General features: G+C 43.1%; 15 protein-coding genes, 1 pseudogene and 1 other annotated feature. Of the genes and pseudogenes, 14 read left to right on the top strand and 2 right to left on the bottom strand.

The features are described from left to right. Positions 1-33: 33 nt before the first annotated feature. Positions 34-537, top strand: a complete 504-nt coding sequence (locus tag BS63_RS0105715) for an EbsA family protein (RefSeq protein ID WP_002962757.1) — start codon at positions 34-36, stop codon at positions 535-537. Here BS63_RS0105715 and BS63_RS1000000111795 read toward each other — a convergent pair. Further along, the gene (locus BS63_RS1000000111795) at positions 521-718 is read right to left on the bottom strand and encodes a ferredoxin (protein WP_002962758.1); all 198 of its coding nucleotides are present in this window, start codon (positions 716-718) and stop codon (positions 521-523) included. The genes BS63_RS0105715 and BS63_RS1000000111795 overlap by 17 nt on opposite strands. 46 nt (positions 719-764) lie before the next feature. Here BS63_RS1000000111795 and BS63_RS0105705 point away from each other — a divergent pair, with 46 nt between their 5' ends. From BS63_RS0105705 to BS63_RS0105645, 13 genes are all read left to right on the top strand, one after another. Then, complete coding sequence (locus tag BS63_RS0105705) at positions 765-1,427, top strand: SAG1386/EF1546 family surface-associated protein (protein WP_002962759.1); 663 nt, start codon at positions 765-767, stop codon at positions 1,425-1,427. A gap of 1 nt (position 1,428) precedes the next feature. Next, on the top strand, positions 1,429-2,109 hold the full coding sequence (gene cmk / locus BS63_RS0105700; RefSeq protein WP_002962760.1) for a (d)CMP kinase: 681 nt from the start codon (positions 1,429-1,431) through the stop codon (positions 2,107-2,109). A gap of 23 nt (positions 2,110-2,132) precedes the next feature. Further along, positions 2,133-2,261, top strand: a sequence feature (ribosomal protein L20 leader region). Between the two features lie 14 nt (positions 2,262-2,275). Further along, a complete protein-coding gene (gene infC, locus BS63_RS0105695; protein ID WP_002962761.1) occupies positions 2,276-2,809 on the top strand; it encodes a translation initiation factor IF-3 in 534 nt (177 codons plus the stop codon). A gap of 36 nt (positions 2,810-2,845) precedes the next feature. Next, a complete protein-coding gene (rpmI, locus tag BS63_RS0105690) occupies positions 2,846-3,046 on the top strand; it encodes a 50S ribosomal protein L35 (RefSeq protein WP_002962762.1) in 201 nt (66 codons plus the stop codon). 49 nt (positions 3,047-3,095) lie between these two features. Then, on the top strand, positions 3,096-3,455 hold the full coding sequence (gene rplT / locus BS63_RS0105685; RefSeq protein WP_002962764.1) for a 50S ribosomal protein L20: 360 nt from the start codon (positions 3,096-3,098) through the stop codon (positions 3,453-3,455). Positions 3,456-3,757: 302 nt separating this feature from the next. Next, the gene (locus BS63_RS0105680; RefSeq protein ID WP_002962766.1) at positions 3,758-5,047 is read left to right on the top strand and encodes a polysaccharide deacetylase family protein; all 1,290 of its coding nucleotides are present in this window, start codon (positions 3,758-3,760) and stop codon (positions 5,045-5,047) included. A 201-nt stretch (positions 5,048-5,248) separates the two neighbouring features. Continuing rightward, on the top strand, positions 5,249-6,532 hold the full coding sequence (gene aroA / locus BS63_RS0105675; RefSeq protein ID WP_002962768.1) for a 3-phosphoshikimate 1-carboxyvinyltransferase: 1,284 nt from the start codon (positions 5,249-5,251) through the stop codon (positions 6,530-6,532). Further along, complete coding sequence (locus BS63_RS0105670; protein ID WP_002962770.1) at positions 6,525-7,001, top strand: shikimate kinase; 477 nt, start codon at positions 6,525-6,527, stop codon at positions 6,999-7,001. Before aroA ends, BS63_RS0105670 begins: the two co-directional genes overlap by 8 nt. After that, positions 6,998-7,822, top strand: coding sequence for a prephenate dehydratase (pheA, locus tag BS63_RS0105665; protein WP_002962773.1), 825 nt, complete (start codon positions 6,998-7,000; stop codon positions 7,820-7,822). Before BS63_RS0105670 ends, pheA begins: the two co-directional genes overlap by 4 nt. A gap of 31 nt (positions 7,823-7,853) precedes the next feature. Beyond that, positions 7,854-9,305 (top strand): LCP family protein, encoded by a 1,452-nt coding sequence (locus tag BS63_RS0105660; RefSeq protein WP_002962780.1) that lies wholly within the window; start codon positions 7,854-7,856, stop codon positions 9,303-9,305. 392 nt (positions 9,306-9,697) lie between these two features. Beyond that, on the top strand, positions 9,698-11,059 hold the full coding sequence (rlmD, locus tag BS63_RS0105655) for a 23S rRNA (uracil(1939)-C(5))-methyltransferase RlmD (RefSeq protein ID WP_019785671.1): 1,362 nt from the start codon (positions 9,698-9,700) through the stop codon (positions 11,057-11,059). Between the two features lie 341 nt (positions 11,060-11,400). Further along, positions 11,401-13,227, top strand: coding sequence for a beta-glucoside-specific PTS transporter subunit IIABC (locus BS63_RS0105650; protein WP_028798479.1), 1,827 nt, complete (start codon positions 11,401-11,403; stop codon positions 13,225-13,227). A 10-nt stretch (positions 13,228-13,237) separates the two neighbouring features. Beyond that, a complete protein-coding gene (locus tag BS63_RS0105645; RefSeq protein ID WP_002963117.1) occupies positions 13,238-13,399 on the top strand; it encodes a family 1 glycosylhydrolase in 162 nt (53 codons plus the stop codon). 78 nt (positions 13,400-13,477) lie between these two features. On the opposite strand, the pseudogene BS63_RS01000000110945 reads toward BS63_RS0105645, so the two are convergent. Then, a pseudogene (locus BS63_RS01000000110945) lies at positions 13,478-14,053 on the bottom strand (IS30 family transposase); the annotation flags it as partial. Positions 14,054-14,138 lie beyond the last annotated feature (85 nt).

Raw genomic sequence — 14,138 nt, 5'->3', positions numbered from 1 at the left:
TTATGGTAAAATTAACAAGTATGGAGGGGCTCAATGATAAAAATATTTGGCAAAGTTAGATACCATTGGCAACCGGAATTATCATGGTCTATCATTTACTGGTCCATCACCTTTATTCCGATTTTTCTTGCCATGTCATTATATCGTGAGCAGGTTTCAGTTCCTTGGGTGGGCTTAACCTTTATTGCTATTTTTTTGATTTTTGTTGGACTGGGCTTCCACCGCTATTTTATTTTCGGTGAAGACAATCAGCTCTGGATTATTTCTTTCAATGTCTTCAAACCACTAAAGGTAGATATTGCCACCATCAAGCGGGTAGAAGTAACCAAATCAACTCTGGCTTTAGTCTTTACTAATGGGAAATCCCGTCTTTTTTATATGCGCAAGTGGCCCAAGAAATATTTCTTGGATGATTTAGCCCTCAATCCTGCTTTTAAGGGAGAAGTTGAACTTCTGGACCATTCAGAAAGTCTGGATTATTTTAAACTTTATCAAAATGACAAAAAAGAAAAGCCCTCACTTAGGAATCTTTCCTGAGGGCTTTCGTTGGGCAAGATTTTACGGCCAAGCGGTTGGCTTGGTTATCCGGAAGAATTTTGCTGAGTTGGTCACTATCAGTAAATTTAACGATGCCGTTGTCATGATAATCAAAGGCAGCAGAATAGGTTTGGCAGAGACCGCAAGCAATACATTTTTCTGGAATAATAGAGACTTTCATAGTATTATTTTAGTACGGAATTATTTTTTTTACAAGGGAGGACAGTATGTCAAAGAAACCATGGGAAACACCAATTGAAGAAAGAGATGATGAAAAGGTTGAAGAGGTAGAAGAATTAGATGAGCTTCAAAAAGATTATGAAGCTGATACTGATGAATCTGATGCCTCAGCGGGGGAGAAAGCTGATTTGGAAGAAGCAGACGTTGCAGATGAGGACGATGACATTGTCATCGGAAGACATCGTTCTGCTAGCGGTCGCTCTGCTGATAGAAGTCGAGGTTCTTTTGTCAGCACTCCAGTCTTGACCATCTTACTGAGTGTCTTTTTCGTGGTTGTCGTTGCTATTCTCTTCTTTGTCTTCTATACCTCAAACGGTGGTAGCAATGAAACAAAGGCGACCTCAAGCTTCTACGGAGCTTCTAAGTCTAGTGCCAAGCAAGAGTCAAGCAGTAGCCAGGAAGAATCTTCCAGCACAGAAGCTGATTCTGGACAGACTTCTGACTCTTCTACTGATGCATCATCAACAAACGATTCGTCATCATCGTCATCAGGTGACGGCCAAACCATTACTGTCCAACAAGGAGAAGGGGAAGCCGCAATTGCAGCCCGTGCTGGAATTTCTGTTGAAAAGCTCAGAGAGCTTAACCCAGACCATATGACCCAAGGTTACTGGTATGCTAATCCAGGCGATGAGGTTCACGTAAGCTAAGATGAAAACAATTAGAATTGCTATTGATGGACCAGCTTCCAGCGGTAAGAGTACGGTGGCTAAGATTCTGGCTAAAGAACTTGGTTATACCTATTTAGATACTGGAGCTATGTATCGCTGTGCTACCTACCTGGCCTTGCAGAATCATCTAGAACTTGATCAGGTTGATGACCTTTTGGCCCTGATTGATGAAAATCCTATTGCCTTTGGTAAGGCAAACGATGGCGGTCAGACCGTCAGTCTGGGCGGTCAAGATGTTACCTTGGCCATTCGGCAGAATAATGTGACTAATAATGTCTCTGCCGTTTCTGCCCTACCAGAGGTTCGGCAAAAATTGGTCGATGAGCAAAGACGGATTGCTGCTGGTGGAGCTATCATCATGGATGGTAGGGATATTGGTACGGTGGTCCTGCCTGATGCGGAACTCAAAATCTTTCTCATCGCTTCTGTTGAGGAAAGGGCTGAGCGTCGCTTCAAGGAAAACCAAGAAAAAGGAATTGCCAGCGACTTTGAAACCCTCAAGCAGGAAATTGCGGAGCGGGATTATAAGGACAGCCATCGTAAGGTTTCTCCTCTTAAGGCGGCAGAAGATGCTATTACCTTTGATACAACTGGTGTTTCTATTCAGGGTGTGGTTGACTTTATTTCAGAAAAAGCAAAGAAAATTATTGACATGGATTAGTTAGCGTGCTATACTACTAGCAATGAGAAAAGCAGAAGCGAGAGCTTCTCGCCTTGCGACAAACGTTGTCTGGCTCTACATGTCAAATTTCATTCCCATGGAATATACTGTAGTGCGGGCTTGCGTTGGCAAGTCCGCTTTCGTTTTTCTCTAAAATAATGAAGAGGTGAAAATCATCGCAAAAAAAGATTTATTCATAAATGATGAAATTCGCGTTCGGGAAGTTCGCCTTGTGGGACTTGACGGAGAACAGCTTGGCATCAAACCTTTGTCTGAAGCACAGGCAGTCGCAGATGATGCCAATGTTGACCTAGTCTTGATTCAACCGCAAGCGACTCCACCAGTTGCTAAGATTATGGACTATGGAAAGTTCAAGTTTGAGTATCAAAAGAAACAAAAGGAACAGCGCAAGAAGCAAAGCACTGTTACTGTTAAGGAAATCCGTCTCAGTCCCGTTATTGATAAAGGTGACTTTGAGACCAAGCTCCGCAATGGTCGTAAGTTCCTGCAAAAGGGCAATAAGGTCAAGGTTTCTATTCGTTTCCGTGGACGGATGATTACTCACAAGGATATCGGTGCCCAAGTCTTGGCAGATTTCGCTGAAGCAACCCAAGATATCGCTATCATCGAACAACGCGCTAAGATGGATGGTCGCCAAATGTTTATGCAATTGGCACCAATCCCTGACAAGAAAAAATAGGGATTTGTCACAATTAATACTTAAGGAGAAAAAAACATGCCAAAACAAAAAACTCACCGTGCATCAGCAAAACGTTTTAAACGTACAGGTAAGGGTGGATTGAAACGCTTCCGCGCTTATACTTCCCACCGTTTCCATGGTAAGACTAAAAAGCAACGTCGTCATCTTCGTAAGGCAGCAATGGTGCATTCTGGAGACTTCAAGCGTATTAAAGCTATGTTGTCACAAATGAAATAAGATAACGATTGCAAGATTAATCAAGAAGAATATTTGGAGGAAAATATAAATGGCTCGTGTTAAAGGTGGCGTTGTTGCACGCAAACGTCGTAAACGTGTACTTAAATTAGCTAAAGGTTACTATGGTGCTAAGCATATCTTGTTCCGTACTGCAAAAGAACAAGTGATGAACTCATACTACTATGCTTACCGTGACCGTCGTCAACGTAAGCGTGACTTCCGCAAATTGTGGATTACTCGTATCAATGCGGCAGCTCGTATGAATGGTTTGTCATACTCACAATTGATGCACGGTTTGAAATTGGCAGAAATCGAAGTTAACCGTAAAATGTTGGCTGACCTAGCTGTCAACGATGCAGCAGCTTTCACAGCTCTTGCAGATGCAGCAAAAGCAAAACTTGGAAAGTAAATGATACAAAGGACGTAAAAAAGACGTATGATTTTAGGAGTTGCCCAGAAAATCCTGATTTTCAAGGGAGACTCTCTAAATCACTAGTCTTTTAGTCCATGTTCAAATAGGGAGTCAGGTTCAGCCTGACTCTTTTTGTTTGCTAAAACCCGTCTTTTCTGCCTCATTGATGCTGGTATAAAATCAAAAGTGTAACGACGATTTTATCTTGACATTAGTTTCAGATGATTATTTTTCTGAGAGTATTGAGGCCTTGTCCTAAATCAGTTATAATAGAGCTAAGTTAGGAAAGGAATCTGAGCGTGAGAAAACAATTTTATCTCCTTTGTGCGGCAGTTGCATGTGCCATCATCTTGCTGGGAATTTTAATTGTTCAGTATGAGATTGTTAAAAGAGATTTGGCTCGAGTTACCAAGCGGGAATTGGCCTACAGTAAGGAACAGGGGGCGGTGACTCTTGTCCAAAAGGGGTCAACCTTTATTTACTATCCAAGTAGTGAGAAAGGAAAGGTTCACGATGGTGTCAAGGAAGAGTTGGCCAAGCTGGCCAAAAACTCCAAGGATGGGGACTATCGTTTTATCGGTCTGCAGTATAGCGACTCCAATTTCAATGGTGTTAAAGAAGCAAAGGTCTATCAGCATACCTACTATAAGAGTCTGTCTTCCTTGAGGGAGGGCAAGCGTAAGGTCTTGGCGACATTCTATGTGACGACCGACCATCAGCGACTGGATTTGCCAGATTTCCTATCACGAACGACAGATTTAAAGGCTGATTTGGCGACTCGGATTAGTCAAGACCAGACCCTCAGTCAAAATCAGCAAGAGAAGGTTTTGACTAGTCTGAAAGAGACTAAGTTGGCTAATTTGGCTTTCAATCTAGAAAGTAGCCAACTGTCCTTCAAGCTGGCTGGGGAGACCATTAATCTCCCTCTTACCGGTCTGTATAATATCTTGGATCCCAATTATCTTAAAGGGGATGACTTGGAGACCTACAAGGCCTACAAGCGAGGAGATGGACGTTTAGAAAAAATGTCAGGTCATGTGGTTGCTCTTACCTTTGATGATGGGCCAAATCCTGATACAACTCCCCAAGTCCTGAAGATTCTCAAGAAATACAAGGCCAAGGCCACCTTCTTTGTTGTTGGTAAATCAGTTGCTGGCAATGAGAAAATTCTCAAGGATGAACTAGATGACGGCCATGACATTGGCAATCATTCTTGGGATCATCCGCAACTGAGCAAACTGCCAACCACTCAAGCAGCAAGTCAAATCAATCAGACCAATCAGGCTATTGAGCAGGCAACTGGTAAAGCACCAATTTTGCTCAGGCCCCCCTATGGTGCGACCAACCCTACGGTTCGGAGCTTAACAGATCTCTATCAAGTCCTTTGGGATGTTGATACCTACGATTGGAAGTACCGCAATACCCAATCTATCCTCAACCAAGTCAAGGCTCAGACCCAGGATGGTAGTGTCATTCTCATGCACGATATCCATCGGACCACGGTCGATGCCCTGCCGACAGTTCTGGACTATCTGAGTTCGCAGGGTTACAAATTTGTGACCGTCAGCCAGCTCTATGGCTATGTTTAATGCAATAAGAAGGGATTTGGGACTTATGCCCAGGTCCTTTTCTTATATAAAATTTTGCTCAGATCCTTTGGAATTTATTGACCTTGATATTTTGCGGAAATTTCCGACCTCAGACCTAGGGAAAATCGGGAATTCCCCTAAAAAATGGTCGTCTTTTATGGTAAAATACTATTATATACTAGCCTTATTAGGGAGTCTTTCATGAAATTAGCAACCAATGTTCAACACCTCCGAGGGACCGTTCGGGTTCCTGGTGATAAATCCATCAGCCACCGCTCCATTATGTTTGGCAGTCTGGCTCAAGGTCAAACGACTGTTCGGGATATTTTGCAAGGGGAAGATGTCCTCTCTACCATGCAGGCCTTCCGAGATATGGGGGTCACGATTGAAGACGATGGCGATGAAGTGCGGATTCAGGGTGCTGGTTTTCATGGACTCAAGGCTCCACAAAAGGCTCTCAATATGGGAAACTCTGGGACCTCAATTCGCCTGATTTCAGGGGTCCTAGCGGGTCAAGATTTTTCTGTTGAAATGTTTGGCGACGATAGTCTCTCCAAACGCCCAATGGATCGGGTTTCCATCCCTCTGCGTCAAATGGGAGTTGAAATCTCTGGCCGTACTGAGCGAGACCTACCGCCTTTGAAGATTCACGGTAGTCGCTCTCTCAAACCTATTCATTACCACTTGCCTGTGGCTTCGGCTCAGATCAAGTCAGCCTTGATTTTTGCTGCCCTGCAGGCGGACGGTCAATCTGTCATTATTGAAAAGGAAAAGACCCGCAATCATACCGAAGATATGATTGAGCAGTTCGGTGGTCACTTGGAGATTTCCGGTAAGGAAATCCGTGTCCAAGGAGGGCAAAGCTTGATCGGTCAGGAAGTTCTTGTGCCAGGTGACATCTCCAGCGCAGCCTTCTGGTTGGTAGCTGGTCTCATTCTGCCAGATTCTAAGATTGTCTTGGAAAATGTTGGTATCAATGAGACTAGGACAGGTATCTTAGATGTTATCAAGGCTATGGGTGGAAAAATCAGCCTCAGCCAGGTGGACCCTGTGGCCAAGTCAGCGACCATTACTGTCGAAAGCTCGGATTTGCAGGGAACCCAGATTGCTGGTGATATTATTCCACGTCTGATTGACGAACTCCCAATTATTGCTCTGCTAGCCACTCAGGCTCAAGGACGGACAGTGATTGCGGATGCGGAAGAACTCAAGGTCAAGGAAACCGACCGGATCCAGGTGGTTGCTGATGCCCTTAATAGCATGGGGGCTGATATTGAGCCGACTGCAGATGGCATGATTATCCAAGGGAAGACCGCTCTGCATGGGACTCAGGTCAATACCTTGGGCGACCACCGCATTGGCATGATGGTGGCTATCGCCGCTCTCCTAGTCAAGGAAGGTCAGGTTGTTCTGGAGCGGGCTGAGGCCATCAATACCAGCTATCCAAGCTTTTTTGATGATTTGAAAGGACTAATCAATGGCTAAGATTTTAATTGGTTTTATGGGGTCTGGTAAATCAACCATTGCCCGTCTTCTGGATGAAAACTTCATTGATATGGATGCTATGATTACGCAAAAGATTGGCATGCCAATTGCTGATTTCTTTGCGGAAAAAGGCGAAGCAGCCTTTCGGAAAATTGAGGCAGAAACCCTAGCAGAATTGGCCCACAGTAACCGAGTCATTGCGACAGGTGGTGGTGTAGTTACCAGTCCAGCCAACCGAGAAATCCTAGCGGGAAATCCTGAAACCATTTATTTAAAAGCAGACTTTGACACTCTCTATCGGCGGATTTCTGAGGACCAGGCCAATGTTCGTCCTCTCTTTGTTAACAATAGCAAGGAAGATTTCAAGGCTATCTTTGATGGACGCCAGGCTCTCTACGAGGATGCAGCCACTATTATTATTGATGTGACCAATAAAACACCCCAAGAAATTGTTGAGGAAATCGGATGAAAATTGCCTATCTGGGTCCTAGTGGCTCTTTTACCCATAACGCTGCCCTCAAGGCTTTTCTTGGACAAGACCTAGTACCTTATGCCAATATTACTGATGTTATTAAGGCCTATGAAAATGCCCAGGTTGATTTCGCTATAATTCCGGTGGAAAATTCTATTGAGGGTTCGGTTCATGAAACTCTAGACTATCTCTTTCATCAGGCCGATATTAAGGCGGTGGCAGAAGTGGTTCAACCTATTCAACAACAGCTTATGGTCTGTCAGGTGGATAGGAAAATTGAAAAAATCTTTTCGCATCCCCAGGCTCTGGCTCAAGGCAAGGCCTATATAGACCAGCATTATCCAGATGCTAAGGTTGAGGTGACAGCTAGTACGGCTTATGCTGCTCGCTATGTCGCAGAGCACCCAGACCAGCCTTTTGCCGCCATTGCACCCAGCATGGCTGCTAGGGAATATGGCCTAACCATCATTGCTCAGGATATTCAAGAAATTGATGAAAACTACACCCGCTTTTGGGTTCTAGGGAAAAGGACGCCAGAATTGCCCCTACCAGTCCAGACCAGCAAGATTTCCCTGGCTCTCACCCTGCCAGATAATTTACCAGGGGCCCTCTACAAGGCCATGTCCGTTTTCGCTTGGCGAAGCATTGATATGACCAAGATTGAAAGTCGGCCCCTCAAGACCATGCTGGGTGAGTATTTCTTCATCATTGATTTGGATAATCAGGCAAGGGATTTGGTTGCCTTTGCCTTGGAAGAGCTCAAGACTTTGGGCATTGACTATAAAATTTTGGGCCAATACCAGGTCTATTCAATATAGACGACATAAACGATTGGAAAATAAGTAAACTATGGCAAATCACAATTTGACGCACCATGAGGAGCTACGCTACAATTATTTGATGCGCAATTATAACTACCTGTCACCAAAGGAGCAGGAAGAATTCAATTATTTGCGAGACAAGGTTGAAGCTTTTAATCAAGCACAGCGGTCTAGGAGTTCCCTTGCCTATGATAATACCAGTGATTATCAGGTTAACGATGATACCAACTCTTGGTACCAGAATTATTACCAAGACAAGGATGCGGATTATGGCTATGATGATTATGGTGACTATGACAACTATGAGGAAGACGAGGTGCAGTACACGGCTTCGGGTCTTCCTCTCTATGATGATGGTCGTTCCAACTATCAGAGCCGTCGCGCTAGAAAGCGGGCCCAAAGAGAAGCTAAGGCAGCTAGCCAAGTTGACCAAGGCCAAAATCAGGTCACTCGCCCCAGGAAACCTAGGAATAAGCGTCGCTGGGTAAAAAGAACTCTCTTAAGCATCTTAGCCCTTGTTTTGCTGGTTTTTGCGGGTATGGGATATAAATTCTATAAGGGCCTTTCAGCGGTTAATGGAGCTAATAGTAAGTACAAGCCAGCCATCAAGGAAAAATTCAATGGTGAAGATGCAGACGATGGTACTAATATCCTAATTCTGGGGAGTGACCAGCGGGTCACCCAGGGGTCGACCGATGCCAGAACTGACTCCATTATGGTGGTCAATGTTGGCAACAGCGACAATAGGGTTAAGATGGTCAGCTTTATGCGCGATACCCTGATTAATATTTATGGGGTTAGCGCCGATAGCTACACTCAGGACCAGAAGCTCAATACGGCCTTTAATCTGGGCGAACAAGATGGTAATCAAGGAGCTGAGTATATGCGCCAGGCACTCAAGGATAATTTTGGTCTCAAGATTAAGTATTATGTCATGCTGGACTTTGAAACCTTTGCTGAGGCTGTTGATACGCTCTTCCCAGATGGGGTAGAAATTGATGCCAAATTTGCCACGGTTGATGGCCAAAAGGTTGGCGAGGTGGATGTACCCGATGACCTTAGGGCCAAGGACGGCGTGACACCGCAACAGACAATCAAGGTTGGCAAGCAAAAGATGGACGGTCGAACTCTGCTTAACTATTCTCGTTTTCGTCACGATGACGAAGGCGACTTCGGTCGGACCAAGCGGCAGCAGCAGGTTATGAAGGCTATTGTTAGTCAAGTTAAGAACCCAACCAAGCTCTTTACAGGTTCTGAGGCGATCGGTAAGGTTTTTGCCATGACTTCAACCAACATGCCTTATAGCTTCCTATTTAGTAATGGGGCTTCTGTCATGTCGGATGCCTCTAAGGGAATCAAGCAAAAGACCATGCCTGAAAATGGTGATTGGGTCGATGGTTACGATATGTACGGCGGTCAAGGCCTATCCATTGACTTTGACCATTATCGTTCAGAGCTCAAGAAAATGGGCATGCGCTGATTGGTAACTGAAAAAACGAGGCAAGCTATTTCCTAAGATGGCTGGGCCAATTATTGTGATATGTTATAATGAGGAGACAAAAGTCTCCCCTTTTTATACTCATTTAAATGCAAAATTTTCATTTTTGATACTTTCTTAAAAAGTGTGGACGCAAGCAAACTCCTGATGGAGTTTCATTACTAAAATTTGAGCCTCAGTCTCAAATTTTCCGTTATTAGCAACAACTAGCTTGTTGCCAATAATTCCACTTTGGCGAAAGTATCAGAGTATCCTGCATTATTATCTAAAAAACGATGATATTGTTCTAGTTCGAATGCTAGACTTGTAAAACAGAAGTTTTGAAATTCAAAGAGTATAAAGTGGAGACAGTAACAAGACAGAAAAGAGAGACCATGTTAAGTAAGAATGATGTGATAGATGTTGAAATTGTTGATTTGACCCATCAGGGGCAAGGTCTGGCCAAGGTTGATGGGCTGGTTTTCTTTGTCGACAATGCTCTGCCAGGTGAAAAAATCCGGATGCGGATTTTGAAAATCAAAAAGAAAATTGGCTACGGTAAGGTTGAAGAATATCTAGAACTGTCACCAAATCGGGTGCAGGACTTGGATGCCAACTACCTGCGAACGGGAATCGCTGACCTGGGCCACCTGACCTACGATAAGCAGCTAGAATTCAAGAGCCAGCAGGTAGCAAACAATCTGAGCAAGATTGCAGGAATTAACGATATCGAGGTCTTGCCAACCTTGGGGATGGACCAACCCTATGCCTACCGCAATAAGGCTCAGGTTCCCGTCCGTCGGGTCAAGGGTCAGCTAGAAACTGGTTTCTTCCGCAAGAACTCCCATGATCTGGTTCCGATTGAGGACTTTTATATTCAGGACAAGGAAATTGATAGGCTGGTTGTATTTGTGCGGGACCTCCTGAGACGTTTTGACCTCAAGCCTTATGATGAGAAGGAGCAGACAGGTTTAATTCGTAATTTGGTTGTCCGTCGGGGGCACTACAGCGGTGAAACCATGCTGGTTATCGTGACCAGCCGGCCAAAAATTTTCCGAATTGAGCAAATTATTGAAAAAATTACCCAGACCTTTCCTCAAGTTGTCTCCACTATTCAAAATATCAATGAGAAAAATACCAACGTCGTCTTTGGGGCCGATTTCCGCACCCTCTACGGCAAGGCCACCATCACTGACAGCATTCTGGGCAACCATTACAAGATTTCTGCCCAATCATTTTACCAAGTCAATACGGTCATGGCAGAGAAGCTCTATCAAACAGCTATTGATTTTTCCCATTTGACCAAGGAGGACGTGGTCATTGATGCCTACTCGGGTATTGGAACCATTGGTTTATCCCTGGCAAAGCAGGTCAAGCAGGTTTACGGCGTGGAAGTAGTAGAGAAGGCGGTCCAAGATGCCAAAGAAAATGCCCAAGCAAATGGCATCAGCAATGCTGAATATGTCTGCGCTCCAGCCGAGAAAACCATGGCAGACTGGGTCAAGGCGGGTATCAAACCGACTGTCATCATAGTTGACCCTCCTCGCAAGGGCCTGACCGAAAGCTTTATCAGGGCCAGCGTTGATACCGCCCCCGCAAAAATCACCTATATCTCCTGCAACCCAGCCACCATGGCGCGTGACATCAAACTCTACCAAGAACTGGGCTACAAGCTAGAGAAGGTACAACCGGTGGACTTATTCCCTCAGACGCACCACATAGAATGTGTTGCTCTATTGAAACGTAAGGCAGAATAAGAGTTCGGCTTGCATTCACATTTTTGGGCAAGCTGCTCAAAAGGTTCACCAAACCTTTGGACTTCCGCAAACGCACCACGTCGAATGCATTGCCCTATTGAAGCGTAATGCAGAATAAGTGTCTGGCGATTTCCGACCTGCCGGCTCATTAAGGAGAAAAGATGAAAAGCAGATTCGAAATCAATTATTTACTGAAGTTAGACGAACTTTTTCGCCTAGCTTCTTTTTTATATTCACTTATTGAATATTATTTTCATAATTTGGAAATATATTGTAAGCGTTCTATTTGTTTGCTAAGATTACCTTAAACCTAGGTAAAATCTTTAGTGGAGGTACTCTTGATGAGCAGCAATTATGAAACGGCCAAACAAATCATTCAGATTATTGGCAAGGAAAATATTACCTTTATGACACATTGTGCAACCAGACTGCGTTTTAATGTTGTTGATGACGGTAAAGTTGATTTAGATGCCTTAGATCAAGTTGAAGGTGTTATAAAAGCACAGAATAAGGGTGGACAGTTACAAGTTATTATCGGTGCCAAGGTTGCTCAAGTCTTTGATGAGGCAAAAAAGTTTGTAGATTTGGCAGAGGATAATATTCAGAGTTCAGAAATTAAAAAGAATATTGTTTCCCGTATTGTTGAAGCGATATCTGGGTGTTTTGGTCCAGTTATCCCAGTTCTCATTGGATGTGGTATGGTCAAGTCGGTTACAGCAATTTTAGTTGCGGTAAAATTGCTTGATGCGGCAAGTGGAACCTACCAAGTCATTAGCCTGATAGGCGATTTACTTTTTTATTTCTTTCCCTTCTTCCTAGCGGTCAGTGCTGCGAAAAAATTTAGAACTCATGAATTCTTAGCTATTGCCTTAGCTGGTGCCCTGATGTATCCCACGATTCAGAATGGTGCACTTGCAGCTGCAAAATCTGGTGTAACCAGTCTTTCATTTTTAGGTCTTCCTGTACTCTTTGTAAACTATAAATCAACCATTTTACCTATTATTCTAAGTGTGTGGATTATGTCATATGTTTATAAATGGGTAAATAAAATTGTTCCTGATACATTTAAAGTGCTCTTTGTTCCTATGTTAGTTTTATTTATAATGGTACCGCTGGAACTTATTGTAATTGGACCTTTCGGAACTTATGTTGGTCAAGGGGTTGCAAAGGTTGTTACCTTCTTATATACCAAAAATGGTGTTGTAGGCTCATTCTTATTTGGTACATTCCGCTCATTATTAATTATCTTTGGTATGCACTATGCAATTACACCTATCAATGCCCAGTTGATTGCTGAATATGGATACTCAGTAATTTTTCCAGCAAATCTAACAGGTAATTTAGCTCAAGCAGGGGCAACATTAGCAACTTTCTTCTTACTAAAGAAAAAATCCGAAAAAACAGAATCCTTTACGGCCGGTGTAACAGCTTTATTTGGTGTAACAGAACCAGCAATGTTTGGGTTTAACTTAAAATATAAAAAACCAATGATCTGTGCAATGGTCGCTGGGGGTATTGGTGCGGCTTACATCAACTTCTTTGGAGGAGGAGCGACAGCAGTAATTCTTCCAGGACTGTTAGCATTACCGACCTACATTGCAGACAGCTATATTCATATTATTATTGGTATTTCGATTAGTATTGCACTTGCCTTTGGTGCTACATTGGTATTGGGAATTGGTTCAAAGAAAGATAAAGAGGATAATCCATCTGAAGAAATTTCTGCCACAAAATTAGATGTTATTCCGTTTGCACCAGGTAAAATAGTTGAATTAAATCAAGTTGATGATCCAGTTTTCTCAACGGGTGTTATGGGAAATGGTTTTGCTATTATTCCAACTGAAGGAAAAGTTGTAGCACCATTTACTGGTAAGGTCTCAATGGTATTTGAAACAAAGCATGCCATTGGATTACGTAGTAATAATGGTGTTGAAGTTTTGATTCATATTGGATTGGATACTGTAAATTTAAAAGGTCAATACTTTAAAGTTCACGTTAAAGAAGGCGACACTGTTTCAAAAGGACAATTATTGGTTGAGTTTGATTTAGATAAAATCAAAGAATTGGGCTATGATACGGTTATTCCATTTATCGTTACAAATGGGGCAGAATTTACCAATGTCACTCCAAAAATTTTACCTGATTCAGTAGAAATTTCATTAGTATGAGGAAAAAGATATGAGATTTCCAAAAGATTTTTTGTGGGGAGGTGCTATCGCAGCTAATCAGGCAGAGGGGGCTTATTTAATGGATAAGCGTTCTCTGTCTTTTATGGATGTGGTTCCCTTAGGTGAAAAGAGGCGTTCTGTGAAACAAGGGTTCACAATTATCGCGATTTAGATCAATCATCAGAATATTATCCCCCGAATTGTCAAGTTAAGTGCAACAGTTGTTATCTGATACCAAGTTGAAGAGGGACTAGGCTGTTTGATAGTTGAGTAGTCTTCTTGGTCTTTGGTTGATAGCTAAGGTCGCCTTAGCTAAATCCTCAGCTGTGAGAGTCTTGAGCGACTTACCTTTAGGAACGAACTCTCTAAGTAAGCCGTTGAAGTTCTCATTTGTCCCACGTTCGTATGAGGAGTAAGCATGGGCATAGTAAACCTGAACACCTTCTAATTCATTCAAGGAAGCGAACTCAGAACCATTATCAGCTGTAATGGATTTGATGGGATACTGCTGAATAAGCTCAGCTACCGCCTCGTTAACGTCCTCAGCTTTTTTACCAGCCAGGTAAGCTGTAATAGCGTAGCGGGTTTTCCGCTCAACCAAAGTCAAGATGGAAGGTTCTCCAGCTTTCTGAGTCCCTAATACGGAGTCAATTTCCCAATGTCCAAATACAGAGCGGTCATTGATGGTTTCTGGCCTCTCTTCAATGGAGACACCAAGGTGTTTCTGCGTTGAAGAGCGCTTCTTAGTCTTTTTACGAAGCCGTACAGCTTTAGGTAAATCAATGGCCTTAATAGCTAGCAAGCCTTGATGACTATAGTTGTAAACAATATATTATTGGTGTTTTTTGTTTTTTTTTTTTTAGCAAGCCTTGATGACTATAGTTGTAAAGGGTTTTGGTACTTGGAACGGT

The organism is Streptococcus sobrinus DSM 20742 = ATCC 33478 (assembly GCF_000686605.1).
Classification (GTDB): Bacteria; Bacillota; Bacilli; order Lactobacillales; family Streptococcaceae; genus Streptococcus; species Streptococcus sobrinus.
This window is presented reverse-complemented; position numbering and strand designations above follow the sequence as displayed.